Origin of the sequence: Pseudomonas sp. 22082, assembly GCF_052046055.1 — a bacterium.
Lineage (GTDB): Bacteria > Pseudomonadota > Gammaproteobacteria > Pseudomonadales > Pseudomonadaceae > Aquipseudomonas > Aquipseudomonas pharyngis.
This window is the reverse complement of sequence record NZ_JBQEQB010000006.1, coordinates 248,555-274,602: the sequence shown is the minus strand read 5'-3', so window position 1 is coordinate 274,602 and position 26,048 is coordinate 248,555. Positions and strand designations below refer to the sequence as shown.

The window sequence follows — 26,048 nt, the reverse complement described above, 5'->3', positions numbered from 1 at the left end:
TAAAAATCGCTGGCCGCATCGCAAAATCAGTTGACGTTTTTCATTGGCCGCCTGGAAGCACTCAGAATAAAAGCGCGCTGCTCTTTATCACCGTCGATACACAGTCTGTGTTCCGTACCAAATTCATTAATCACGGCAAACTCAAATGCATCTTCGCTTTCTCGTCCTACTTGCAGGTCCGCGGAAGTATATTGAATCAACGTCAACTGTCCGGGCACGTTGTTAATCGGCGCGTGCATAGTGCCAACGGGACTGCGAAACGTTGCTTTCAACCCGTAGATGGGTGCCATATAGCCGTAAAAATTTCTGCGTCCATCCCGAGTTCCGGGAATATTTCCGGACGCATAGACCTGTACCGCATCTTCGGAATCATAAGGATCAAGTTTCACCTCGCTGCTGTACCAGTCAAGCAGGTGAATTTGCCTGCCCTCCGCATTCAGTCCTATATGAAAACTTTGAAGCCAGTCATAACGCACCTTCTGCTGTTTTGCACCATATTCGCTGAACGTAAAGCTCTTCAACGAATAGTTCTTAGGCGGAACTGCCTCCAGCGTAACACTGCTGTCAAAGCCAACTCCGTTACTTCGCAATAACACCCCATCCATGACAATTTCGGCGGCCACTTCCATGATTCCGGGCTTGCTTGCCGAAACCCAAAACTGGAAAATCTGCACCGGATCAGAGTCGTCACTTATCCGGTTGTGCGTGGCACGTGGAACTTCGGCAATCCGCGGTGCACCGCCTGACATTTCATGGGCGTAACGATTTTCCTGCAGCGATACACTCCAGCCCCCCTCAAGAGGCCGCGCACCGTTATAGGCGATCAACCTCAATGACTGTAACGCGGGATGCCCATACAGGGATGCGCCATCGCCATTGTTATCGATCCCGTGCAGTAGCACCAACACTCGCACCTGCATGCGACCGTTGGCGTAAAGCACTTTATGCTGGCCAGACCGTGTGGCGTCGAGTTTTACCTCAATACGGGAAATACCAATTTGCTCATCAAACATTTAACAATACCTTGCTGATTAATAGTTTCGCCCTTAAAGGACTTAGCAAAGTATTGAGGTGCTATTTAAATAAAAACAGCCACGACATTCGACAAATTATTAGCAAGCAATATTTCAACATCACCACTAACAATTCACACAGGTGCTAATACACTCAAAAAAAACACGCAACTCACATGAAGCGAATTTTATGACACTGCTCCTGCTCCTTTGATTCCAGCACTCAACGAGTCCTGCCCCCTCCTGACCTCAACCGCACAGAGTCAGAAGGGGAGCCACAAAGCCGTTGATTCTTTTCAGATTATGTTAGGTAAACGAAGAAACCGTTACTTCCACCAACATTCAATCACTGTCTGAACCTGTCGAGAACCCGCTTTCTATAGATTCACTATCGGAGTCAGAGTCTGAGGCCAACTCATCCATCTGAATTTCCACCTTTCGATCCATACTGGAGTTTTCAAGATACTCATTGATCCGTTGTCTCGTTGCGTCACTCAGCGGATTATTCGATAAACCAACGAACAGATCCTGTGTATCTGGGATCTCGAACAATTCATATCCCACGTCGGAAATATTATTATCATGCAATGCCACGACCCCAAGTTTCCTGAGCGAACCCATACCTGAAGGAATGTTGGAAAGATTTGCATTGCTCAGCATCAATCCGGTTAAACCCGACATGAAGCCTACATGCGGAGCAATTGTCAGAGGGTTGTTTGCCAGATTCAATCGGGTCAGCGTTTCGATTCTGGACAGCCCTTCAACTGTGACCTCGGATAATTTTAGCGAGCATCCGTCCAGCGTAAGCTCCCTTAACTGGCGCAGTTGAAATATTCCTGACGGGAATTCCTCCATTTTTATGCGAACGACTCCCAAACACTCAAGATTGGGAAAGCTGTCAAGAAATGCACCTATCCGTGCGCCTGGTTCATTTGCGGTCAATATCAACTCAGTTATATGCTCAAAACGGGTGGACAATCCTGGCAACTCACCCGAAAAATCGACATAGTGAGAAAAATGATGCGCTCCCTCCTCCCATGTCGAGACCGACTTGCGTTGCCAGATATCTTGCAATTTTGCGCTGAACTGCTCACGAGCCTGGCGTCTGTCGGCGGGTGTCGGCGCGACTTGTGTTTCCGACGTCTGCCCATGGGGTGGAACCCCGTCAGCAGTCCAAGTCGCCAATTCGTCACGCAACGTCGCAAGCTCTGTCTCCAGGCGAAACAAAACGCCTGATGGATCACTTTTCAAACGCTCGTTGATAAACGTCGTCACTTCCTCATCCTTTAGCTGCGGATAAAGATCACGTACGCGGTCTGTAACAGATTTTGCCGGAAGCGGGTTGTTATCGGCTCCGCCTCGCAACCCTCCCGTTTGTCTGTATTGCACGGCGGCGGGAGCGACAGCCCCCGGAAGCGGCGCAAGCCCCAGAGCTTCGCTCACAACCTGGCGCGGCGGCAGCGGTTGTGCACGAATCAGATGCTGCAGCGCTTGCCCTCCTCCCTCCGTCACACCGAACGCCTGGCGTTGCTCGGGGTGCAACAGTCCCCAGACTGTCGAATAAAGATCGCCTTCAACCGTTGACGACAGGCCCTCGGTGCTGTGGATAACATAGCCTGCGTCCTGCCGAATCAGAACGTGATGGAATGGCGTACGGACACCGCCGATACCGTCCTCCACCAAACCCTGGCGGATCTCGATACGAACGTTTTGCGGCCAACCGGCAAGATGCTCGATCATATGCATCGCCAGTCGGTCACTGTCCAGGCTGGATACCGAATCCAGATATAAACCTTCACAGGCTCTGGCCAGACGAAAATCGCGCAGCGCTACCAGCGCTTCTTCTGCCATTGACCGCGTCATTCCCGGTTTGTCATGCATGTGCAGCCGATCGGCAGCACTTGCATCGCGCCACAATGCCTGGGCCAATGCCTTGGGCATGTCAGGAAAAATCCGCCGCATCTGCAACGTATTTTCATCACAGTCGAGTTCGAACGCGTGCTCACTATCCTGAAAGAGGGCGTTACGATCCCGTCGCGCGCTTCGCCCGACAAGATCGCCCTCGCGCAACCGCACAAGAGCCAGAAGATGCGGATCGATCCGGGCCCGCAACAACGGATCGGGTTGGTGCATGTAGGTGAAGAGTTCCCGGATTTTCTGATCGAGGCGGAAGCGCCTGACGGTGTCATGCAACAAGTCCAGTGACCAGGGGTAAAAACGGGGATCGCGCACCAGCGCTTCACCCATACCACTTGCTGCAACGATGCGTGCAATCGTGACATCGAAAAAATCGTCGACTGGATGCCCCATGGAGCGCAGCAGTTCAGCCGTTCGCTCCCGCAACGAATTGAGCCTTGCCACGTGATCAGGCGAGTCGCTGTTGTCCCGCGCCAGCCATAACCGTCCTTCGCCGTCAGGTTTCAGTAACGGGCCGGAGGGGTTGAGTTCACGGGCTAGTGTGGCGCGAAAAAGCCCACTCTCGGCATCCCGTGCCACTTGCACGAAATGGACATCGTCTACAGCGACGTACTGGCGTTGCTTAAACAGGCGGATGCCCTGCGCATCGGGCTCGCCGAGGCTTCGGGGTGTGGGTATCCAGTAATCTGCCAGCGAGGGCGTAGCAGCAAGCGCCGCAAACTCGTCGATCGCGGATAACATCGAGCTCACCTTCACACCGACCGTCTGCGACATTGCGACCTGTTCAGTCACACGGCTGGAAGATTGCGACGGATCCAGAAGATACGACTGGGTCAAATGCGGTATTGATGGAGGGGGGGACGGTGGCCGATAAGTACCATCTCCACTGGATTCGGGTGTTCTGTTTGGAGTGGGTACAGGTTTGACCTTTGGCGGTTTGCCAGCCATGAATGCTCATCCTCAGTTGTCGTCGCGTTGCCCCCCATCACTGAAGGAGCAACGCCAGAAAGAGGTAAAAGCACAGTACGTGCTATTACCCGAGATTGAAAATCACAGCTTATTGGCAAGTGCAGGCAAAACAGCATAGATATCTACTACACCCGGCAAACCTGCAGAAAAGAAGCCAGTCATCAGCCTCGTTCCAGATAGATGTTGCGCTCATGAAAGTTCATGCGCAGCGCCAGCCTGTGCTCTGTGCCGTATTCATCAATGGCGAGTAAGTAAAGTTTATTTCCGTACTTTAGTTTACCTCTCTGCGCATCCGAGTATTCGGACAGGCCTTGCACGACGGTCAGTTCTCCGTCGCTCCGAGTATCTACCTTGTAATGTGCATGATTCCATGTATGGGCGTCCGGAAAAACAGTGAATACAAAAGGATCTCCTCTATCCGGCAAGGTCACGCTCACACTTTTTTCTTCAGGGCGAACAAGAATGGCTTCCATATAATTGGTTTGTGATTCATTAAGTCTGTTGCCGCCCGCAAAGTTATGGTTAACGCCCTTTTCTACTCCGTCCACAACCCAATCCACCAATTTGACCTGCTGCCCCCGCGGATACAGCCCCAAACGATAATTCCAGATGCGATTGCCGGGCATCTCGTCGCCCTGCCGGGTTTGATACCAACGAAACTCGTCTATGGAGTACCCCACAGGCGTTTGTGCTTCGATAGTTACGCTGCTGTCATGAACGCTGAAAAGGGTGGATCCGTTAGTGAGAACCCTCACACCGTTCAGCGACAGGCGCGCACCGATCCGGGTGGTTCCGGCGCTCGATGAGGATACCCAGAAGGTGCGTACCTGAGGATGGACGCTGTCATACTCAAGAACCTCGTCGCGAACCTCTTCTGCCATGTATGAAGGTCGCTGCTCAAGGGTGAATTGCCCTTGCACGGTGCTCGCGACCCAGCCATCAGACAACGTCTTGCCAGTGCTGTAATGGATCAGTTCGATGCTTTCCATGACGTCTGCAGGTACGTGCATGGCGTTTCCGTCCGCATCTAACCCGGACACCAGCACTTGCACTTTCAGCTGCATTCGGCCGTTAGCGAACAACGACTTGCTTCGAGTACTGTCGCTGGCATCAAACTTGACTTTCACAAGTGCAAGGCCTGCAAGATTGGGCAGATTGGTTTGCTGATCGGGTGTAGCGTCCATGCTTTCGCTCATAGTCTATTCCGTTGAAGAGTTAATTTAATATTGGCATCGAATATGCCAAGAAAAAATTACAGACCTTTCAAACAAACAGCAAAGCGAAAGATGTAAGAAATATACACTTGCAACGCCTTAAGCAGCTGACAGACTTATCCGGCAATGCACTGACTTTCAGCATCAAATATCAATGCTCATCGTTATAAACGAACTTCGGCATTTCCCAATGAAAACGGATCGCAAGGAGGCGTAACAAAAAACCACCGAACAGAGTGATCAGAATGGCTTGTTCGCCTGGCACACTTAAATAAAGACACAGCATGTAGCACCACGCTGCAGCGAACGAGACACTCGCATAAAGTTCGCGCCGAAAAATCAGCGGAATATCGTTGCAGAAGATATCGCGCAGGATGCCCCCAAACACGCCGGTGATCACGCCACTGACCGAGGCCACCAGCATGCCGTGGCCCATTTCCAGGGCGGTCATGCAGCCGATCAGGGTAAATGCCACCAGACCGACCGCGTCGAGCACCAGAAACAGCGAACGCAGGTGACGCATCCACCGTGCGGTGAACACGGTGATCATCGCCGCGACCGTGGTCAGCACCAGGTACTCCGGGTGTTTGACCCAGGTCAGCGGGTAGTGCCCGAGCAGCACATCGCGCACCGAACCGCCGCCCAACGCCGTGACGCAGGCAATCAGCACCACGCCGAACCAGTCCATGCCGCGACGGCCCGCAGACAGGGCGCCGGTCATGGCTTCGGCAGTAATGGCGACGAGATAGAGCATCAGCAACATGGTGGCGATCCTGGCAGGAAGGCGCGCAGTCTACTCACTTCGCCGAGGCACCAAAAGAGGGCGCCCCGGCGTGGGTGCCTATCTCAGAACTTGATGAAATGCTTGCGGTAGTGCTGCAGCTCGGCGATGGATTCGCGGATGTCGTCCAGCGCCAGGTGAGTGCTGCCCTTCTTGAAGCTGTCACGCACGTCCGGCGCCCAGCGCGCGGCCAGTTCCTTGAGCGTGGAGACGTCCAGGTTGCGGTAGTGGAAGTAGCTTTCCAGCGACTTCATGTGGGTATAAAGGAAGCGGCGATCCTGGCAGATGCTGTTGCCACAGATCGGCGACTTGCCCTTCGGCACCCACTTTTCGAGGAAGGCGATGGTTTCAGCCTCGGCCTCGGCCATGCTGATGTGGCTGTCGCGTACGCGCTGGGTCAGGCCGGAGTTGCCGTGGGTGCGGGTATTCCACTCATCCATGCGGGCGAGGACTTCGTCGCTGTGGTGGATGGCGATCACCGGGCCCTCGGCCAGGGTGTTCAGGTCACTGTCGGTGACGATGGTGGCCATTTCGATGATGACGTCGTTTTCCGGATCCAGACCGGTCATTTCGAGGTCGATCCAGATCAGATTCTGCGGGTTTTGCATTTTTCGGCTCCTGAGCAATGCTGCGCAGTTTAGCCTAGGCAGCCTGCCGGGCGTGCTAAACTCGCGGCCGTTTTACCTAATCGCTGTATTCTTCAGACGGAACACCCATGGCCAAACGCCAACTCAATCGTCGTCAAAACTGGCGCATCGAAAAGATTCAGGGCGAGCGCGCCGCCCGCGCCGCCAAACGCGAGTCCTCGGCCGTCGAGGCGCTCGAAGGCGGCGACCTCGGTCCGGAACAGCACGGCCTGGTGATCGCCCACTTCGGTGTGCAGGTCGAGGTCGAGGCCGTTGACGGTGAGCTGGCCGGCCAGGTCTTCCGCTGCCACCTGCGGGCCAACCTGCCGGCGCTGGTCACCGGCGACCGGGTAGTATGGCGCGCCGGCAACCAGGGCATCGGCGTGATCGTCGCGCAACTGCCGCGCACCACCGAGCTGTGCCGTCCGGACAGTCGTGGCCAGCTCAAGCCGGTGGCCGCCAACGTCGACATGATCGTCATCGTCTTCGCCCCGCTGCCCGAACCCCATGCCAACCTGATCGACCGTTATCTGGTCGCCGCCGAACACGCCGGCATCCGTCCGTTGCTGCTGCTGAACAAATTTGACCTGATCGACGAGCAGAACGCCCCGGCGCTGAATGCGCTGCTGGCGGTCTACCGCACGCTGGGTTATCCGGTGCTGGAAGTCTCGGCGCACCACGGCAACGGCATGGAGCAATTGCAAAAGCAGCTCGACGGACGCATCAGCGTGTTCGTCGGCCAGTCCGGTGTCGGCAAGTCGTCGCTGGTCAACAGCCTGCTGCCGGAAGTCGAGACCCGCGTCGGCCCGCTGTCCGAGCTGTCCGGCCAGGGCACGCACACCACGACCACCGCGCGCCTGTTCCACTTCCCCGGTGGCGGTGAGCTGATCGACTCCCCGGGCATCCGCGAATTCGGCCTCGGCCACGTCAGCCGCGCCGATGTCGAAGCCGGTTTCATCGAGTTCAACGACCTGCTCGGCACCTGCCGCTTCCGCGACTGCAAGCACGACCGCGAACCGGGATGCGCACTGCTCAAGGCCCTGGAAGACGGCCGTGTGCAGCAGCAGCGAATGAACAGCTATCGTTCGATCATCGCCAGTTTGCCGGAAAACGGTTACTAGACTTTCAAGTAACCAGACACAAAAAAGCCGCGATCATCTCGCGGCTTTTTTGTGGGTCACTGTTTCGGCGCGGGCGCCGGAGCAGCAGGCGCTGGGGCTGGTGCCGCTGCGCCCGGCTCGGTCGGTTTCGGCAGCGGGTCGTCGAACAGGTTCAGCCGTTCGCGCAACTCGTGTGCTGGTACCGGTTGCTGATCCGCCGGCAAGGCGTTCGGGTCGACCGGGGTGGCCGGGGCCGCGCCGTTCTGACCTTGATCCGCCGGTTTCGACGGGTCGGCGCCTTGCGCACCTTCGATGGCCGCCTGGGCTTTCTTCGTCAGCACCACGATGTCGATGCGGCGGTTGACCGGGTTGAACGGGTTCTCCTTGTCGAACAGCGCCGACGAGGCGTAACCCACCACACGCGCCACTTGCGAGTCCGGATAACTGCCCGCCACCAGCGCACGCCGGGCGGCGTTGGCACGGTTGGCCGAAAGCTCCCAGTTGCCGAAATCGCCGTTGCCCACGTAAGGCTTGGCGTCGGTGTGACCGCTGATGCTGATCTTGTTCGGCACCGCCTTGATGGTGTCGGCCATGGCCAGCAGGATGTCTTCGAAGTACGGCTTCAGGCGTGCAGAACCGGAGTCGAACATCGGCCGGTTCTCGGCGTCCATGATCTGGATGCGCAAGCCGTTCGGCGTGATTTCGAAGAGGATCTGGTCCTTGAACTTCTGCAGTTGCGGGTTCTCGTCGACCTTGTTTTGCAGTTCTTGCAGCAACAGTTCCAGACGTTCCTTCTCGACCTGCTCGGCCATGCCTTCAACCTGTTCGGTGTCGACCGTGACCTTGTCCGGTTGCGGCTGCGACTTCACTTCAGGGTTGAGAGTGTTTTCCGGCGCCAGGGTGGGCGTGCCGCCCAGGTCGATGATGTACGGCGTGCCGCTCTCGGAGAAACCGACCGGGTCCTTGAAGTAACCGGCGATGGCGATCTTCTGTTCCGGGGTCGCGGTGGACAGCAGCCACAACACCAGGAAGAACGCCATCATCGCCGTCGCGAAGTCGGCGAAGGCGATCTTCCACGCCCCGCCGTGATGCCCGCCGGCGATGCGCTTGACGCGCTTGATGATTATCGGCTGGTTATTTTCCATGACTTAGCGACCGCGAACGGCTTGTTCCAGCTCGGCAAAGCTTGGACGGTGAGCCGGGTACAGCACCTTGCGACCGAACTCGACAGCCAGCGACGGCGGCATGCCGGAAGCCGAAGCCACCAGCGAGGCCTTGATGGCTTCGTAGACGTTCAGTTCTTCCTTGGCATCGTGCGCCAGAGAGTGCGCCAAAGGACCGAAGAAACCGTACGCCGCGAGAATACCGAAGAAGGTACCTACCAGTGCCGCACCTACGTGCAGACCGATGGATTTCTGATCGCCTTCACCCAGGGAGGCCATGGTCACCACGATACCCAGTACCGCCGCGACGATACCGAAACCCGGCATGGCGTCGGCGATGCCGTTCACCGCGTGGGACGGATGCTCGAGGTCTTCCTTCAGGCTGTACAGTTCCATGTCGAACAGGCCTTCCAGCTCGTGGGGAGCCATGTTGCCGGACGACATGATGCGCAGGTAATCGCAGATGAACGCGGTCATGCGTTCGTCTTTCAGTACCGCCGGGTACTTGGCGAAGATCGGGCTCGCGGCGGCGTCTTCGATGTCGCCTTCGATGGCCATCATGCCTTCGCGGCGGCTCTTGTTGAGGATCTCGTAGATCAGGCCCAGCACTTCCAGATAGAACGTGTGGCTGAAACGCGAACTGAACATGCTCAGGGATTTCTTGAGCACGTGCATCGTCATGTAGCCGGGGTTGGCCTGGAGGAATGCTCCGAGTGCTGCACCGCCGATGATCATTACCTCGAAAGGCTGGATCAGGGCGGCAATCTTGCCGTGGGAGAGCACGTATCCGCCGAGCACGCTCGCGAATACGACGATGATGCCGATAATTTTAGCCATAGGTAGAAAGGTACTTGTTTAAGTCGGGTTCAAGGTCATATTCGGAAGTTAAAAAATCTCTTCTTCTACTTATCGGCAAAACTGCGCCAGACTATAGCCAGTTCAGGCGAAAAGCCAATTTAGCCCATGCCGGGCGCGTCTACAGTCAGTGAAGATCTCGTCCAGACATGGCTAATGAAACGAACGTCCCACACGTAAAACCGACCACACTCGATGGCTGGGTGAAGCTGCTCGACAGCGTTCGCCTGCCGGTGCCGCAAGACGCCCATGACCGGGTCTGCCGGGCGATTCGCGATGACCGCAGCTCGCTGCGCGACATCGCCGACCTGATGCAGGACAGCCCGGCGCTGGCCCTGAGCATCATCCGCGAAGCCAACCGCCACACCCACGGCAACATGAGCGCGCCGGCGGAAAACCTCGAAGTAGCGATCAATCGTCTCGGCCTTGCCCGCACCGAAGAACTGCTGGCTCGCCTGCCCGCCGAACCTGCCGCACAGATCCCCCAGGCCCTGCGCCAGTTGCAGATGATCAGCCAGCACGCCACGCAACAGGCCAACGGTTTTTTCGCCGGTCGCTTGGCGCGACTCTGGCAGGACATTCATTGGGGCAGCCTGTTGTTTCTGTCGCCGCTGTGGCCATTGGCGCTGACCTTTCCCAAACTGCTTGAAGAGTGGGAAGTACGGGTTATCCACAAGGGCGAATCAGCCTGCGATGTCGAGAAACAATTGTTCGGCGTGCGCTTGCTGAAAATCGGCGAAGCGCTGGTGGAAGCCTGGCGTTTGCCGATCTGGGTCCAGCAAGGCTATCGGCTGCTGCTGACCGAACAGCGCGAACTGGTCAAGGTCCTGCGTATCGCCCGCGACGTCGATCATCCGCTGCGTCAGCAAAATCGCCTCGACGACGACCCGACCCTGCGCCGCTGGCTCAATCAGCCGGCCAACACCGTGTTGCTGGCCAACGGCCTGGCACTCTCGGCGCAACAGGCCTGGGACAGTCCGCACAGTGAGCGCTGGCAGTACCTGACCAGCCTCTACCTGCAAATCTCGATGGACGAGGTACAACAACAGTTGCACCAGCAGGCCGCCGTCAGCGCTCGTCATCATTTCATGCCCGACCTCTGGCACCCGGCGGTTTCGCTGCTGTGGCCGTGGGGCACCCGTCGCCTGCCCGCCGGAATGCTGCCGGCTGCGGCGCCGTCCGCTGACGACCTGAGCCAGTGGCGCCGGCAATGCGCCGAGCTGCTGGCCGTGCCAAGCCGCTTCACCAACGCCATGAGCCTGACCGTCGCCGCCCGCGATGCGCTGGTCGCCAGCGGCATGCGTCGGGTAATGATCCTGATGGCTGACCGCAGCCACGCCAATCTGCGCGTCCATCAAACCTCGGGGTTGCCGAAGGAAGCCGCTGCGCTGAATTTCGTCGTCAGCCAGAGTTCGGTGCTGCAACGCTTGCTCGCGCAGCAGGCGCAAGTGCGGATCACCCCGGACAACAACGCCCAGTTTTCCGCCCTGTTGCCGCCCTCGCTGCGCACGCTGTTTCGCGGCGAACACCTGTTCCTGCGCTCGCTGGTAAACAACGGCCGGGTGATCATGATCGTGGTCGCCGACCAGGGTGGAGGGCCGTTCGCCGACATCACTGTGCAAGCCTTCGGCAAAACCGCGCAGTGCATCGAGAAAGCCCTGCACAGTTTTAGCCAGCGCGGCCAATGACAGCTACAATCCTTCCCCTTTGTGCTCTGGAGACCTCACATGTCTGATTTCTCTGGCCTGGCCCTGGTGATCGAGCCGAGCGACCTGCTGCCGCGCCTCGAATCCCGCGATCTGATTCTGGTGGATCTGACCAGTGCCGCCCGCTACGCCGAGGGACACATTCCCGGCGCACGCTTCGTCGATCCGAAACGCACCCAGCTGGGTCAGGCGCCGGCTCCGGGGCTGTTGCCGAGCAAAGAAAAACTCGAAGAACTGTTCGGTGAGCTCGGCCATCGCAAGGACGCGGTCTACGTGGTCTATGACGACGAAGGCGGCGGCTGGGCCGGGCGCTTCATCTGGCTGCTCGACGTGATCGGTCACGACAAGTACCACTACCTCGACGGCGGTCTGCCGGCGTGGCTGGCGGAAGGTTCGCCGATGTCGATCCAGATTCCTCCGGCGGCGGGCGGCCCGGTTGCCCTGACCCTGCACGAGGAACCGACCGCCACCCGCGAATACCTGCAAAGTCGTCTCGGCGCCGCTGACCTGGCAATCTGGGACGCTCGCGGGCCGCTGGAGTATTCCGGCGAAAAGGTCCTGGCGGCCAAGGGTGGACACATCCCCGGCGCGGTCAATTTCGAATGGACGGCGGGCATGGATCAGGCGCGCCAGCTGCGCATCCGTACCGACATGCCGCAGATCCTGGAAAGCCTCGGGATCACCAAAGACAAAGAAATCATTACCCACTGCCAGACCCATCACCGGTCCGGTTTCACTTATCTGGTGGCCAAGGCCCTCGGTTATCCGCGGGTCAAGGGCTACGCCGGTTCCTGGGGCGAATGGGGCAACCACCCCGACACCCCCGTCGAGCTTTAAGGATTTTTAAGGACAGTCATGAAAGAGCGTTTGTTTATCATCAGCCAGTACCTGCTGCCCCATCACTTGCTGTCGCGCCTGGCCGGCTGCGTCGCCGAGTGCCGCGTGCGCTGGTTCAAGAATGCCTTCACCACCTGGTTCGCCAAGCGTTATCAAGTGGACATGTCGCAGGCACTGGTTGAAGACGTGACCGCTTACGAGCATTTCAACGCCTTCTTCACCCGCGCGCTGAAAGACGGCGCACGTCCACTGGACCAGACCCCGGGCGCGATCCTCAGCCCGGCCGACGGCGCGATCAGCCAGCTCGGCCCGATCGAACACGGCCGCATCTTCCAGGCCAAGGGCCACAGCTTCAGCGTGCTGGAACTGCTGGGCGGCGATGCGGCCAATGCAGCGCCGTTCATGGGCGGTGAATTCGCGACTGTTTACCTGTCGCCGAAGGACTACCACCGCGTGCACATGCCGCTGGCCGGCACCCTGCGCGAAATGGTCTACATTCCGGGCCGGATCTTCTCGGTCAACCAGACCACCGCTGAAAACGTTCCGGAACTGTTCGCCCGCAACGAGCGCGTAGCGTGCATCTTCGACACCGAGCGCGGGCCGATGGCCGTGGTGCTGGTGGGCGCGATGATCGTGGCGTCGATTGAAACCGTGTGGGCCGGTCTGGTCACGCCACCGAAGCGCGAACTGAAAACCTTCCGTTACGACGAAGCCGCCCGTGCGCCGATTCATCTGGAAAAAGGTGCGGAACTGGGGCGCTTCAAGCTAGGTTCGACCGCAATCGTGCTGTTCGGGCCGGATCAGGTTAAATGGGTTGAAGAATTGAAAGCCGGCTCGCCGGTACAGATGGGTCAGGCCTTGGCAATGTCGAACGCCTGAACCGGTTGATCCGCCCTTTCGCACGTCTGCGAAGGGGCGGACACGACCTGGGTGGCGCCGTTACTCTATCTGCCCACGGAAGCCGATCGGCCCTTCGTTGGCGTAGGTATTGGTGCCGCTGAGGTTTTTCCCTCCGTCACTGGACGTGACGCTCAACGCGATAACGTTCTGGTTATCCCGCCCGCCGATCACCCACTTGCCACCTGGATGCCAGGGGGCATCGTTGCCACCCCACTGGTTTTCGACGTTGTACTGGTTCTGGCCAGTGCGCTGAGCCTTGAAGCCAATAGGGCCTTCGCCGGCGTAGGTCATGGTGCCGGTGAAGGTTTTGCCACCGTCGCCGGACTTGATCTCGATCGCGACGACGTTCTGGTTGTCCCGCGCGCCCAGCACCCAGGTTCCACCTGGATGCCAAGGTGCCGAACTACCGCCCCATTGATTTGCCACTGCGTATTTAGACATGAACCTCATCTCCTTGAAGTTTCGGGAGACCTGCCCCGACGTTGACGGCAGGCCGTGCAACCGTGCGTTTCCGATCGCACGTCTGAGAGACTAGTAGCGCCTACGGGAATGGCACCAGGCCAGTAGACCAACGGTAAAAAACCCTGACAAACACCTGCGAAACAGACCACAACTGCTAGAGTTTTTGGCATTGCCCTATTCGCCGCCGGAGCTTGTCACGGCATGAGTGAGCCACGATCCCGACCACCACTGAGCGCCCCGACGCCCACGCAGTTGCGCCTGTCCTTCTGTGAAGCCACCCCGCGCGACCTCAAACGCTGGATCGCCGACCTGCCCAAGGCCAACATCGGCGAAACCGCGCGCCTGCTGTACCAAGGCCTCAACGAACTCAATCAACTGCTGACCCCCAGCGACAACCGTCTGCATTTGCTTGAGCTGTTGCGGCCCGAGGTGTATTTCGTCTGCCAGCATCTGGAACGGCATTTTCTGCATCAGGCGATCATGCTCGATGAGCGCTCACGCAAGATCAGCAATCTGTGCCAGGCCCTGCAAAGTCAGCTGGCCATCGGTTACAAACACATCATTCTGCGGATCGCGCCCAAGTACTCCCGGGATCGCGCAGCCCTGGTGAGCGAAGCGCTGCAGCGGGCGGCCCACGCGCTGAAAGGGCAACTGGTTCGCGCCACGCAGCTGTACAGCCCGGCGCCGGAACAGCTGTGGTTCGAATTGCATCAATTGTTTCGCTGCGCCTGCGAGCTGCAACTGCAGCATCGCCGGGTACGCGACGACCTCGCCAGCCTGACCGGCGAGTTGAGTGTCGAACAGACCTACCTCGCGGCCCTGTTGCTGGGCAGCGCTCGCTGCAATCAGTTGCGCCAGAATCAGATCGCGCGCCTGGCCCAAGTGGTCGAGCCCTGGAGCGCGTGGCTGAAGCTGCAGCCCGCCAATCCGGGCGCGGGCTTGTTCGCGGTCTCGGCAGACATCGACGCCGGCCCGCGTTACCGCTCGCAGTTTCGCAGCGAGCAACAGGCAGGGTTGCTCGGTTTCGATCCGCAACCGTTGGTGAATGCCATCGAGGCCCACCTTCAGCATCAGGACACAACGACGCCGCTGCCCGTGCCGGCCGGCCTGACCTTCGACACCCTGCAACACCTGCACGCGACCTGGGGCGAAGCCGCCGAGCGCAGCTTTCAGCGCACCGTCGGCCAGGGCAACCTGACCGTGTGCGTCGGCATGAGCGCCCTGCACTTTTACCTCGGCGGCGAACGCACTTTCAGCGAATTGCTCAAGCACCCCGGCACCCGGGCGGCAAATTTCAGGCGCGCAGTGGTTCAGGGCGAAAAGGACAGCTGGAGCCAGGCGTTCGATGCCGCGCCACAGGGTACGTCCGACGAATTGTTGCCCTACGAAGAAATCCGCTACGAACCGCTGGCCGACGACGAAAGCGGCACCGACAGCCCGCCGCATTATCCGACCTATGCCTTGCCCGTCATCAACCACAGCCCCGGCGGTTACTGCCTGGCCTGGCCAAAGGAAGTACCTGCCGAATTGCAGGCCGGGGAAATGGTCGGGATTCAAGACAGCCTCAATCAGGGCTGGAGCATTGCCGTGGTGCGCTGGATCCGCCAGGTGCGCGGCGCCGGTACGCAAATGGGCATCGAACTGGTGGCGCCCCACGCTCAGCCCTGCGGCTTGCAGCTGGTGCGCACCCGGGATGATCACAGTCATTACCTGCGAGGGTTGTTATTGCCGGAAATCAGTGCGATCGACTTGCCGGCGACGTTACTGGCGCCACGGCTGCCGTTTCAGGAAGGCAACAAAGTGCTGATCAACACCCTGGGCGAAGAGCACCGCGCCGGGCTGGATCGGCGGGTGGCCAGCACCCACAGCTTCAATCAGTTTGCCTATCGCTCGCTGGAGGCCGCGCAGAATGGCGGGAGCGAGGAGGATTTCGACTCGTTGTGGAAATCCCTTTGAGTGGAATCGGATAATCCTGGGCGCCCCTTTCGCGAGCAAGCCCGCTCCCANGCTTGCTCGCGAAGGGGCCAGCTCAGGCGACAGAGCTTTCAGAGCTGTCCGTCGCGATCGCGGAAGCCCAGCAGGTACAGAACGCCATCCAACCCGAGGGTCGAGATCGCCTGCTTCGCCGACTGTTTGACCAGCGGTTTGGCGCGGAACGCCACGCCCAGACCGGCAATCGCCAGCATCGGCAGGTCGTTGGCGCCGTCGCCCACGGCGATGGTCTGTTCCAGGCGCAAACCTTCTTTTTCAGCCAGCTGTTTCAGCAGATCGGCCTTGCGCTGGGCATCGACGATCGGCTCGATCGCCACGCCGGTGCACTTGCCGTCGACCACTTCCAGTTCGTTGGCGAACACGTAATCGATGCCGAGTTTGGCCTGCAATTGCTTGGCGAAATAGGTGAAGCCGCCCGACAGGATCGCGGTCTTGTAGCCCAGGCGCTTGAGTTCGGCGAACAGGGTTTCGGCGCCCTCGGTCAGGCGCAGCGAGGCGCCGATCGAATCGAGCACGCTGACATCCAGGCCCTTGAGCAGCGCCAGACGCTCCTTGAAGCTGGCGCGGAAGTCCAGCTCGCCGGCCATCGCCCGCTCGGTGATTTGCGAAACCTGGTCGCCAACGCCGGCGGCCTTGGCCAGTTCGTCGATGACCTCGGCTTCGATCAGGGTCGAGTCCATGTCGAACACCGCCAGACGACGGTTGCGACGGAACAGCGAATCCTCCTGGAAGGCGATGTCGACGTTCAGCTCTTGGGCCACGCTGAGGAACTCGGCGCGCAGGGCCTGCGGATCGGCGGCTTCGCCACGCACGGAGAACTCGATGCAGCCCTTGCCCTTGTCCGCTGGAGTGTCCAGCGGCATGCGACCCGACAGACGGTCGATATGGTCGATGTTCAGGCCGTATTTGGCGGTGATCGAGCTCACGGCCTGCAACTGGCCGGCGGTGACCTTGCGGGTCAGCAGGGTAACGATGTGGCGTTTCTTGCCCTGATTGCCCACCCATTGCTGGTAATCCTCTTCGGACACCGGGGTGAAGCGCACCTGCTGGTCGAGCTCATAGCCCTTGAACAGGATGTCCTTGAGCACCGACTTGCCTTGCTCGGAGTCGGGGATTTCCACGAGGATGCCGAACGACAGCATGTCGTGGATCACCGCCTGACCGATGTCGAGGATATTCACACCACCCTGGGCCAGAACACCGGTAATGGCCGCTGTCAGACCCGGACGGTCGACCCCCGTGATGTTAATCAGGACGATTTCGCGCAACGCGCACCCCCGCAACTGGAAAAAAACCGCATTCTACCCACTTTCAGTGACCATCGGGCACCGCCAGCGCTTTGCCGGTCTAGGGCCTGTCGCTATACTGCGCGTCAACTTCACGGACAAAAGAGCCGAGCTCAGTGAACCGGCCCACGCCAGTTAAAACCGATAACTTCTTTCTGCTGATCTTCCGTGCACTGCGCCACCGCCGTGTACCGATTGCATTGCGCATTGCCAGCCATAACGTGATCCTGGTCGCCCTGGCCCTGGTGATCTATGCCTGCGTGATGGGCCTGCAGTTCAAGCAGGCCATGCACGAGCAGGCCGATGCGCTGGGCGAAAGCCTGACCACGCAGACCGCCACCTCCGCCACCGAACTGCTGGTGTCCAACGACATCCTCAGCCTCAACGTGCTGCTCAACAACCTGACCAAGAACAAGCTGGTGGCCCACGCCGCCATCTACAGCGTGGACAACCGCATCCTCGCCGAGTCCGGTCAGCGGCCCAAGCACGGCCTGCTCGGCGAAGCCGAGGGCATGTACGAGAGCAAGATCACCTTTCAGGACGTGACCGCCGGACAACTGCGCATCAGCCTGGACATGGATCAGTTCCAGCAGCCGATGACCATCAGCCTGCAAAGCATGGGCATCCTGAGTGCGATCCTGCTGGCACTGTCCCTGGCCCTGAGCCTGCGTCTGGGCCGGCACATCTCTACACCGCTGCTGCAATTGCGCGTGTGGCTGCGCCGTATCGACGAATACACGCCGGGTATCGAGCGTCAGGACGAGATCGGCGATCTTGCACGCCAGTTGCACGCCAACTACGCCCCGGAGCCGGCCGAACCGGAGCCCGAGCCGGAGCCCGAGTTCGAGGACGACGAGCCGGAATTCGAAGTGCGCAACCTGCGTGATCCGAGTTTCGACGAAAGCCGCCCGATGGCTGCGCAGAAACCTGCGCCACGCCATGTGGTCAGCACCGTTGAAGACGACGATGACGAAGACCCGTTCGCCGACCTGCGTGACGAATCGCTGAGCGATACCGCGCAACCGGCCGTGCGCAGACCGACCCCGAGCGTGCCGCAACACACGGCGGTGCTGGCGGTGCAATTGGGCTCGCAGGAACAACTGCGCCGTTTGCCGCGCGCACGTCTGGAAGAGTTGCAGGATCGCTACCGCGACTGTCTGGAGCAGGCCGCTTCGCTGTATCAGGGCGAAATCGAAACCCTGAACGACGGCAGCACCCTGATGCTGTTCCACACTGAAGACAGCGGCGACGATTACCTGACCAACGCCATCTGCTGCGGCGAGCTGCTGCGGGCGCTGGGCCACCAGTTGCAGATCGAAGTCGCCGACAGCGGCATCACCTTGCAATTGCAGCTGGGCCTGACACTCGGCGACGAACTGTTCGGCCTGAGCCAGATCGACCTGTTGCTGACCGATTCCGCCCAGGACGCCCTGGCCCTGTCGCAACACAGCCGCAACCTGCTGCTGGTGGAGCGCAAGATCGGTGACGACGCGCTGATTCGCCAGCGCGCACGAATCCGGCCGATTGCCAGCCCTGAGGGGGCTTGCTGTGTGGAGCGGTTGATGGAGCCTTATCCGTCAATGCTTGAGCGGCAACTGGCGCGGATGCATGAGCGCCGGGCCTAAGCCTTAGCCCAGAAACGATGAAGCCCGCAGACACGCGATTGTCTGCGGGCTTTTTTGTTGCCTGTGCCAGCCCCTTCGCGAGCAGGCTCGCACACNCAGCGGCGCCCACACTTCCTGTGGGAGCGAGCCTGCTCGCGAAGAGGCCGGCTGCCATACCGTAGATATCCCGCCAACAGACACAACAAAGCCCGCACAAGGCGGGCTCTGTCCTGACTCATTCCAGCCTTAGAAGCGGAACACTTCCATATCGGTACGAATCGGCGAAGCCATCGGTATCTTCGGCTGCTTTTCGGCTTCCGCCGCCGGCGCTGCCGGTTTCGGTGCCGACTTGCGTGGCGCCTCGGCGACCGGTGGCTGATTGGCCAACGGTTTGAGCGCTACCGACAGTTGCTCGGCCAGACGCTGCAACAACACGCCCTGCGCCTGCACCTGTGCGGCGGTGGTACCGGCATGTTGCTCCTGCAGATGGACGATGCGGTTGTCGCGCACCTGGCCACGGCGGTCGATCAGGCGCCATTGCGCGTCCAGAATCGCCGGTTGCTTGGCACCGGAATCCAGACGAGTGATGGTCAACAGCACCTGCACATCCGGGGTGAAGCCCAGGGTCGCTGGCGCCAGCACCACGCGCTGACTGTCCAGATGCCCGGCAACCTGACGCAACAGCAACTGATCGATGTCCGATGAAAGGCTACCGGCCCAGCGACCATCGGTCGAGGCCTGAAGGCTGCCGTCCGGCTGACGCTGCAACAGGGTTTCCCGTTGCAGGTAATCGGCAACGATCACAGGGCCCAGCAAAACTGCCATGCCCGCGCTTTGCGCAGGCTGGGCCGGACTTCCGCTGTCCAGCTGATACAGCGACACCGGCTGGTGAACGCTGCAACCCGCCAGGCCAAGAACGCCGGCGAGCAGGAAAATAAGGGGGCGCAGAGAAGTCATCATCCCGTCCAGGTGGCCGCCACAAGGCTGACCACAGTGAAAATACTCAATAAATATGAATAACGCTCGGCCACGCCGGCGCTTGGAAAGGCCATATCATCCGTGAATATGCGTTCCGACTCCAGCGCCAAAGCGCCGATCTACGGGTTAAATCGTAGATCGGACGCTCTAGAGAGGCGTTCTCAGTCATTTTCTCCGAAGGAGAAATGAGTGCGACCGCTTCCTGGCCGCTTAATTGAGGTTTTCGACGAGCAGCGCATCCACCCGCTGGAAGCCACGTGGCAGTTTGTTACCACGGCGACCACGCTCACCTTTGTAGTGTTCGAGGTCATCGGCCTTCAGCGACAAGGTGCGTTTTCCGGCCTGCAGCACCAAGGTGGCGCCTTCCGGAAGAACGGCGATGTCCGTGACATATTCTTCGCGACTGGCCACACGCTCACCGGAAATACCGATGATCTTGTTGCCCTTGCCCTTCCCTAATTGTGGCAGATCGCTGATCTTGAAGATCAGCAGGCGACCCTCGGTCGTCACCGAGGCCAGCCAGTTGTGCTCGCGGTCAGCGACCGGACGCGGCGCAATCACCTTGGCGTTGTTCGGCAGGCTCAACAGCGCCTTGCCGGCCTTGTTCTTGGCTTGCAGGTCTTCGCCTTTCACCACAAAACCGTAGCCGGCGTCGGAGGCGATCACGTACAGCGAGTCCTCTTCAGGCATCAGCACGCATTCGAACGTTGCACCCGGCGGCGGCGTCAGACGGCCGGTCAACGGCTCGCCCTGGCCCCGCGCCGATGGCAGGGTGTGGGTGGCCAGCGAGTAACTGCGGCCCGTGGAGTCGATGACCACGGCCGACTGGTTCGAACGCCCCGCCGCCGAGGTCTTGAAGCCGTCGCCGGCCTTGTACGACAGGCCGGTCGCATCGATATCGTGGCCCTTGGCCGAACGGATCCAGCCTTTTTCCGACAGCACGACGGTGACTTTCTCGTTCGGCAGCAGATCGTGCTCGGTCAGCGCCTTGGCTTCCGCACGTTCAACGATTGGCGACCGACGGTCATCGCCGTAAGTTTCGGCATCTTTCAACAGTTCGCTGCGCACAAGTTTCTTCAACTTGGCTTCGCTGCCCAGCAGGGCTTGCAGCTTGGCCTGTTCCTTGAGCAGTTCGTCCTGCTCGTCACGCAGCTTCATCTCTTCCAGTCGCGCCAACTGACGCAGACGGGTGTCGAGGATGTAGTCGGCCTGGATTTCGCTGAGGGCAAAACGCTCGATCAGCTTGGCTTTCGGATGCTCCTCGGTGCGAATGATATGGATCACTTCATCCAGGTTGAGGTAGGCAATCAGCAAACCGTCCAACAGGTGCAGGCGGCGCTCGACCTTGTCGAGGCGAAATTGCAAGCGGCGACGCACGGTCAGCACGCGGAATTCCAGCCACTCCACCAGCAGCGTACGGAGGTTTTTCAGCTGCGGCTTGCCGTCCAGACCGATGATGTTGACGTTGACCCGGTAGGTCGACTCCAGCTCGGTGCTGGCGAACAGGTGCTGCATCAGTGCTTCGTGATCGACACGGCTGTTGACCGGGATGATCACGATGCGGCACGGGTTTTCGTGGTCGGATTCGTCGCGAAGATCGGCGATCTGCGGCGCTTTCGACGGTTTGGCCTGCATCAGCGCAGCGATCTGTTCCAGCACCTTGGCCCCGGAGACCTGGTGCGGCAGCGCGGTGACGATGATGTCGCCGTCCTCGACGTGGTACACGGCGCGCATGCGCACCGAGCCCTTGCCGGTTTCGTACATTTTCAACAGGTCGGCGCGCGGGGTGATGATTTCCGCTTCGGTCGGATAGTCCGGGCCCTGAATGTGCTCGCAGAGCTGTTCGACCGTGGCTTTCGGCTCGTCAAGCAGGCGCACGCACGCGGTGGCGACTTCGCGCAGGTTGTGCGGCGGTACGTCGGTGGCCATACCCACGGCGATGCCGGTGGTGCCGTTGAGCAGGATGTTCGGCAAACGTGCCGGCAACACCAGAGGTTCCTGCAGGGTGCCGTCGAAGTTCGGGCCCCAGTCTGCGGTGCCCTGGCCCAGTTCGCTGAGCAGTACTTCGGAATAACGCGACAGCCGCGCTTCGGTGTAACGCATGGCGGCGAAGGATTTCGGATCGTCCGGCGCACCCCAGTTGCCCTGGCCGTCCACCAGCGTGTAGCGATAGCTGAACGGCTGGGCCATCAGCACCATCGCTTCGTAGCACGCCGAGTCACCGTGGGGGTGGAACTTGCCGAGCACGTCGCCGACGGTACGCGCCGACTTCTTGTGCTTTGAATCGGCATCCAGCCCCAGCTCGCTCATGGCGTAGACGATACGCCGCTGTACCGGTTTCAGGCCGTCGCCGATATGCGGCAGGGCGCGGTCCATGATCACGTACATGGAGTAGTTGAGGTAGGCATTTTCGGTGAAGTCAGCCAGCGAGCGGCGTTCTACACCGTCCAGGCTGAGATCAAGGGAGTCGCTCATGCGGGCCTCATCGGTTCGTTGTCTGGCGCAGCAGCATGGTGCCACCGCGCTGGGTAAATTCAAGTTTGTTCAGGGCGCTCATGCCGAGCAGCACCTGATCGCCATGCAGGCCGGGCGCCACCAGTGCGCGGACATCCCGCAACACGATGTCGCCCAGTTGCAGGCGGTCGATACGGGTGCGATAGCCCTGGCTCAGGCCATTGGCCGTGCTCAAGGTCACACCGAAACCTTCTTCCAGCCTGAGGTCTTTCGCCACCTCGGCCGGGATTGCCACATCGGTCGCGCCGGTGTCGAGCATGAACTCCACCGGCCGACCGTTGATCAGGCCGCTGGCGACAAAATGTCCCTGGGCGTTGCCGATCAGTTTCACTTCTATAAAGCCATTGCCCTGCTGCGAAGCCACTTCCACATTGGGATTACGCTGGCGTTCTTCCCACTGGCCGAAAAACCGCGTGGCCAGAAACAGCGCCGCGCACCAGGCCAGAATCATCAGCACCCGACCGGCACGCTTGCCCGGCGGTTGCTGGCTCACGGCTTGGCGCTCCAGCCACCCTCAGGCGCGGCGAAACGCCAGATGATCGGGCGAACCTCGCCATCGGCGCGCGGGCCGAAATTGTTGTCGACGCCGATCCAGGCCCCCTGAGCATCGACCACCAGCGCCTCTTCCAGGCCGAAGTTCTGCGAATAACGCCGATTGGCCTGCAACAGCTCGGCCGCATACGACCAGCAGAGCTCGACCCTGGCCGTCTGCGCATCGCGACGACAGATCTGGTACGCGTTGCGCTCAAGGGTAAACAGCTTGCCGTTGAACAGGGAGATATCGGAAAAATCCCGATTGACCGGACGGGCTTTCGGGAACTGCGGCGGTTGCATTTCCATGCCGCCTTCACTGAGCAGCACGCAGCGACCGTCACAATCCCATACCGTCTGCTGGCGTTTGATCAGCAACAAACCGCGACTTTGCCGCTCGGCAGCCAGCCACATCTGATCGCCCGCCGGACTGATCGCCAGACCTTCAAATATCGCGTTGAACTGCAGCAACATGCCGCTGGCCCGCGCCTCGCGCACCATCATCGGCGAGATTTTCAGCCACGACGACGGCCCCTGCGGCGGTACTTGCAGCACGGCCGCGTGGGCCTCGCTGACGATGTAGCGGTTGCCTGCGCTGTCACAGCTGATGCCTTCGAAATCCAGATCCCCGCCCCGAATGAACGACGCCGCCCAGGTGCGCGAACTGATGCCCCACGGCAAGCCGCTGTCCGGCACTTTCGGCGGATCGATGCGTACGGCCGTAGCCTGCCAGACCCGGTCGCGGATATCGAGACGGTAGATCTGATCATCGTCGCGGTCCGAAACGGTCCACAGGTCATTGCCGCACAAGGCCAGCCCCGACAGGTTGCCGCCGCGCATGCCTTCGACCGGGTGTTCGGCGAGCACGCGCAGCTCTTGCACAGGCTCTGCCGTCACCGTCATCGAACCCAGCAGCAATGCACCCGCCAAGGCCCAGCCAAACCGCATCAGGCCAGAACCTCGGCGAGGTTACCCTTGGATTCGAGCCAGGTCTTGCGGTCGCCGGCGCGCTTTTTCGCCAGCAACATGTCCATCATTTCCGAGGTCTGTGCGAAGTCGTCCCCGAGGGTCAACTGCACCAGGCGCCGGGTGTTCGGGTCCATGGTGGTTTCGCGCAGTTGCGGCGGGTTCATTTCACCCAGACCTTTGAATCGGGTGACCTGCGGCTTGCCGCGCTTCTTCTCGGCCACCAGACGGTCGAGGATCCCGTCGCGCTCGGCTTCGTCGAGGGCGTAGTAGATTTCTTTGCCCAGATCGATGCGGTACAGCGGCGGCATTGCCACATAGACATGACCGGCATCCACCAGCGGGCGGAAATGCTGGACGAACAAGGCGCAGAGCAAGGTCGCGATGTGCAGACCGTCGGAGTCGGCGTCGGCGAGGATGCAGATCTTGCCGTAGCGCAGCTGGCTCATGTCCTCGGCGCCCGGATCGACACCGATGGCCACGGCGATGTTGTGCACTTCCTGGCTGGCCAACACTTCGCTGCCGTCGACTTCCCAGGTGTTGAGGATCTTGCCGCGCAACGGCAGGATCGCCTGGAATTCCTTGTCTCGCGCCTGCTTGGCCGAACCGCCGGCGGAATCACCTTCCACCAGGAACAGCTCGGAACGCATCGGGTCCTGCCCGGCGCAATCGGCCAGTTTGCCCGGCAATGCCGGGCCCTGGGTGATGCGTTTGCGCTCGACTTTCTTGCTGGCTTTCAGGCGACGGCCGGCGTTGCTGATTGCCAGCTCTGCCAGGGCCAGACCGGTTTCCGGGTTGGCGTTGAGCCACAGGCTGAACGCGTCCTTGACCACACCGGAGACAAACGCCGCCGCTTCACGGGAAGACAGACGTTCCTTGGTCTGACCGGAGAATTGCGGTTCCTGCATCTTCATCGACAGGACGAAAGCAATGCGTTCCCAGACGTCTTCCGGTGCCAGCTTCACGCCGCGCGGCAGCAGGCTGCGGAATTCGCAGAACTCGCGCATCGCGTCGAGCAAGCCCTGACGCAGGCCGTTGACGTGGGTGCCGCCCTGCTCCGTCGGGATCAGGTTGACGTAGCTTTCAGTGACCGAGGTGCCGCCTTCCGGCAGCCACAGCAGCGCCCACTCGACCGCTTCCTTGGTGCCGGCCAGGTTGCCGCAGAACGGCGCATCCGGCAGGCGCTCGAATTCGCTGACCGCATCCACCAGATAGGAGCGCAGGCCGTCTTCGTAATGCCACTCGACCTTTTCGCCGGTGCCTTTGTCTTCGAAACTGATCAACAGCCCCGGGCACAGAACGGCCTTGGCCTTGAGCACGTGCTTGAGGCGGCTGATGGAGAATTTTGGTGAGTCGAAGTATTTCGGGTCCGGCGCGAAGTACACGCTGGTCCCGGTATTGCGCTTGCCGACGGTGCCGATCACTTGCAGATCGGTGCCCTTGAAGCCGTCGGCGAAGGTCATTTCGTATTCGTTGCCGTCACGCTTGACCCGCACCCGTACCTGGGTCGACAAGGCGTTGACCACGGAAATACCCACCCCGTGCAGACCGCCGGAGAACTGGTAGTTCTTGTTGGAAAACTTGCCGCCCGCATGGAGCTTGGTGAGGATCAGTTCAACGCCCGACACCCCCTCTTCCGGGTGGATGTCAACCGGCATGCCACGGCCGTCGTCGCAGACTTCCAGCGAATGGTCGGCGTGGAGGATGACCTGGATCGATTTGGCGTGGCCGGCCAGGGCTTCGTCGACACTGTTATCGATGACTTCCTGGGCGAGGTGGTTCGGCCGACTGGTGTCGGTGTACATGCCGGGGCGCTTGCGCACCGGGTCGAGGCCCGAGAGGACTTCGATGGCGTCGGCGTTATAGGAGCTAGCGCTGGGAGTGGCCATAGGGTCTCGTCGTCAGTGATTCAATGAAAATGGGGCAAGACTTCACAGTGCGGTGAAATCGATTGCCTGATAGGTATCGGCGCCAATCCCGGCAAAGCTGAGCAATGCCGGCAATTGTGTAACAAATCCTTGGAAGCTGTGGTCGCCGCCGGCCTGAATGCGCAAGGCACAGGCCCGGTAATACTGCTGGGCAAGGCGATAATCCAGCGTTTCATCCCCGGTCTGCAACCATACCTGATAACGCTGCGGATCCTGCGGCGCCGGCACTTCCAGCTCGGCCAGGGCCGTCACGTGGTCGTGGGTCAGCTCCCAGGTTTCGTCGGTGTACAGGTTTTTCTGGGTGCCCAGGTATCCGTCGAACATCCGGTGCGGACTGACGGCCGGGTTGACCAGCAAGGCTTTCAGGCCATGGCGCTCGGCCAGGTGAGTCGCATAGTAGCCGCCGAGCGAGCTTCCCACCAGCAATGGCCGGCCGAGTTCGGCGATTGCCTGTTCCAGCTGACCGATGGCTTCACGCGGGTGGTGATGCAGCGCCGGCACACGCAGTTGATCGCTCAGACCCAGCCGTTCCATCACCTCGACCAGCTGACAGGCCTTCTTCGAGGCCGGCGCGCTGTTGAAACCATGGATATAGAGAATCGAACCGGACATTTGAGCTCCCTGGGCGTCGGCTTAAGAAAGCGGAGTTTACAGGGAGTCAGGGGGTGTTGGGCCAGCACCCGAGGAAATCAGCGCTGCACCCGTC

Annotated in this window: 21 protein-coding genes; 6 read left to right on the top strand and 15 right to left on the bottom strand. The window is 60.2% G+C overall.

All coding sequences use genetic code 11. From position 1 onward, the window contains the following. Positions 1 to 26: 26 nt before the first annotated feature. The 5 genes from ACTJK9_RS09960 to orn form a co-directional block, all read right to left on the bottom strand. Positions 27 to 1,013 carry a hypothetical protein gene (locus ACTJK9_RS09960; protein WP_085611064.1) on the bottom strand — a complete coding sequence of 329 codons (987 nt, stop codon included), beginning with the start codon at positions 1,011 to 1,013 and terminating at the stop codon, positions 27 to 29. A gap of 342 nt (positions 1,014 to 1,355) precedes the next feature. Beyond that, positions 1,356 to 3,671, bottom strand: coding sequence for a leucine-rich repeat domain-containing protein (locus ACTJK9_RS09955; protein ID WP_143492879.1), 2,316 nt, complete (start codon positions 3,669 to 3,671; stop codon positions 1,356 to 1,358). 389 nt (positions 3,672 to 4,060) lie between these two features. Continuing rightward, positions 4,061 to 5,095, bottom strand: a complete 1,035-nt coding sequence (locus ACTJK9_RS09950; RefSeq protein WP_440813598.1) for a hypothetical protein — start codon at positions 5,093 to 5,095, stop codon at positions 4,061 to 4,063. 169 nt (positions 5,096 to 5,264) lie between these two features. Beyond that, complete coding sequence (locus tag ACTJK9_RS09945) at positions 5,265 to 5,876, bottom strand: trimeric intracellular cation channel family protein (protein ID WP_440813595.1); 612 nt, start codon at positions 5,874 to 5,876, stop codon at positions 5,265 to 5,267. A gap of 83 nt (positions 5,877 to 5,959) precedes the next feature. Further along, on the bottom strand, positions 5,960 to 6,502 hold the full coding sequence (gene orn, locus ACTJK9_RS09940; RefSeq protein WP_085611068.1) for an oligoribonuclease: 543 nt from the start codon (positions 6,500 to 6,502) through the stop codon (positions 5,960 to 5,962). Positions 6,503 to 6,609: 107 nt separating this feature from the next. Between orn and rsgA the strand changes: the two genes are divergently transcribed. Next, positions 6,610 to 7,641, top strand: a complete 1,032-nt coding sequence (gene rsgA / locus ACTJK9_RS09935; protein ID WP_039766628.1) for a small ribosomal subunit biogenesis GTPase RsgA — start codon at positions 6,610 to 6,612, stop codon at positions 7,639 to 7,641. 56 nt (positions 7,642 to 7,697) lie between these two features. Here rsgA and motB read toward each other — a convergent pair whose 3' ends face one another. Next, positions 7,698 to 8,765, bottom strand: coding sequence for a flagellar motor protein MotB (gene motB, locus ACTJK9_RS09930; RefSeq protein WP_085611070.1), 1,068 nt, complete (start codon positions 8,763 to 8,765; stop codon positions 7,698 to 7,700). Between the two features lie 3 nt (positions 8,766 to 8,768). Further along, positions 8,769 to 9,620: a flagellar motor stator protein MotA gene (gene motA, locus ACTJK9_RS09925; RefSeq protein ID WP_007952169.1), complete on the bottom strand. Its 852-nt coding sequence runs from the start codon at positions 9,618 to 9,620 to the stop codon at positions 8,769 to 8,771. A 167-nt stretch (positions 9,621 to 9,787) separates the two neighbouring features. Between motA and ACTJK9_RS09920 the strand changes: the two genes are divergently transcribed. Genes ACTJK9_RS09920 through asd form a run of 3 tightly spaced genes read left to right on the top strand, consistent with a single transcriptional unit; the run spans position 9,788 to position 13,060 of the window. Beyond that, positions 9,788 to 11,326: an HDOD domain-containing protein gene (locus ACTJK9_RS09920; protein ID WP_085611071.1), complete on the top strand. Its 1,539-nt coding sequence runs from the start codon at positions 9,788 to 9,790 to the stop codon at positions 11,324 to 11,326. 39 nt (positions 11,327 to 11,365) lie between these two features. Next, a complete protein-coding gene (locus tag ACTJK9_RS09915; protein ID WP_039766622.1) occupies positions 11,366 to 12,181 on the top strand; it encodes a rhodanese-like domain-containing protein in 816 nt (271 codons plus the stop codon). Between the two features lie 18 nt (positions 12,182 to 12,199). Further along, positions 12,200 to 13,060: an archaetidylserine decarboxylase gene (asd, locus tag ACTJK9_RS09910; RefSeq protein ID WP_074689626.1), complete on the top strand. Its 861-nt coding sequence runs from the start codon at positions 12,200 to 12,202 to the stop codon at positions 13,058 to 13,060. Positions 13,061 to 13,120: 60 nt separating this feature from the next. Here the strand turns inward: asd and ACTJK9_RS09905 are convergent, their stop codons facing one another. Beyond that, a complete protein-coding gene (locus ACTJK9_RS09905) occupies positions 13,121 to 13,522 on the bottom strand; it encodes a lectin OAA family protein (RefSeq protein WP_039766619.1) in 402 nt (133 codons plus the stop codon). 222 nt (positions 13,523 to 13,744) lie between these two features. Here ACTJK9_RS09905 and ACTJK9_RS09900 point away from each other — a divergent pair, with 222 nt between their 5' ends. After that, complete coding sequence (locus ACTJK9_RS09900; protein WP_440813590.1) at positions 13,745 to 15,499, top strand: molecular chaperone; 1,755 nt, start codon at positions 13,745 to 13,747, stop codon at positions 15,497 to 15,499. An 89-nt stretch (positions 15,500 to 15,588) separates the two neighbouring features. Here the strand turns inward: ACTJK9_RS09900 and serB are convergent, their stop codons facing one another. Beyond that, positions 15,589 to 16,803 carry a phosphoserine phosphatase SerB gene (gene serB / locus ACTJK9_RS09895; RefSeq protein ID WP_039766615.1) on the bottom strand — a complete coding sequence of 405 codons (1,215 nt, stop codon included), beginning with the start codon at positions 16,801 to 16,803 and terminating at the stop codon, positions 15,589 to 15,591. 134 nt (positions 16,804 to 16,937) lie between these two features. Between serB and ACTJK9_RS09890 the strand changes: the two genes are divergently transcribed. Beyond that, positions 16,938 to 18,446 carry an AhpA/YtjB family protein gene (locus tag ACTJK9_RS09890; protein WP_074689624.1) on the top strand — a complete coding sequence of 503 codons (1,509 nt, stop codon included), beginning with the start codon at positions 16,938 to 16,940 and terminating at the stop codon, positions 18,444 to 18,446. A gap of 225 nt (positions 18,447 to 18,671) precedes the next feature. Here ACTJK9_RS09890 and ACTJK9_RS09885 read toward each other — a convergent pair whose 3' ends face one another. From ACTJK9_RS09885 to ACTJK9_RS09860, 6 genes are all read right to left on the bottom strand, one after another. Further along, entirely contained in the window at positions 18,672 to 19,382 is a 711-nt protein-coding gene (locus tag ACTJK9_RS09885) for a PqiC family protein (RefSeq protein WP_039766610.1), read from the bottom strand. 231 nt (positions 19,383 to 19,613) lie between these two features. After that, positions 19,614 to 21,878: a DNA topoisomerase IV subunit A gene (parC, locus tag ACTJK9_RS09880; RefSeq protein WP_085611074.1), complete on the bottom strand. Its 2,265-nt coding sequence runs from the start codon at positions 21,876 to 21,878 to the stop codon at positions 19,614 to 19,616. Between the two features lie 7 nt (positions 21,879 to 21,885). Continuing rightward, positions 21,886 to 22,410 (bottom strand): retropepsin-like aspartic protease family protein, encoded by a 525-nt coding sequence (locus ACTJK9_RS09875; protein WP_085648065.1) that lies wholly within the window; start codon positions 22,408 to 22,410, stop codon positions 21,886 to 21,888. Next, positions 22,407 to 23,396: an esterase-like activity of phytase family protein gene (locus tag ACTJK9_RS09870; protein WP_440813585.1), complete on the bottom strand. Its 990-nt coding sequence runs from the start codon at positions 23,394 to 23,396 to the stop codon at positions 22,407 to 22,409. The genes ACTJK9_RS09875 and ACTJK9_RS09870 overlap by 4 nt, the downstream gene beginning before the upstream one ends. Continuing rightward, complete coding sequence (gene parE / locus ACTJK9_RS09865) at positions 23,396 to 25,303, bottom strand: DNA topoisomerase IV subunit B (RefSeq protein ID WP_440813583.1); 1,908 nt, start codon at positions 25,301 to 25,303, stop codon at positions 23,396 to 23,398. The genes ACTJK9_RS09870 and parE overlap by 1 nt, the downstream gene beginning before the upstream one ends. A gap of 42 nt (positions 25,304 to 25,345) precedes the next feature. Beyond that, positions 25,346 to 25,954, bottom strand: a complete 609-nt coding sequence (locus tag ACTJK9_RS09860) for a YqiA/YcfP family alpha/beta fold hydrolase (RefSeq protein ID WP_064382909.1) — start codon at positions 25,952 to 25,954, stop codon at positions 25,346 to 25,348. Between the last annotated feature and the right edge of the window lie 94 nt (positions 25,955 to 26,048).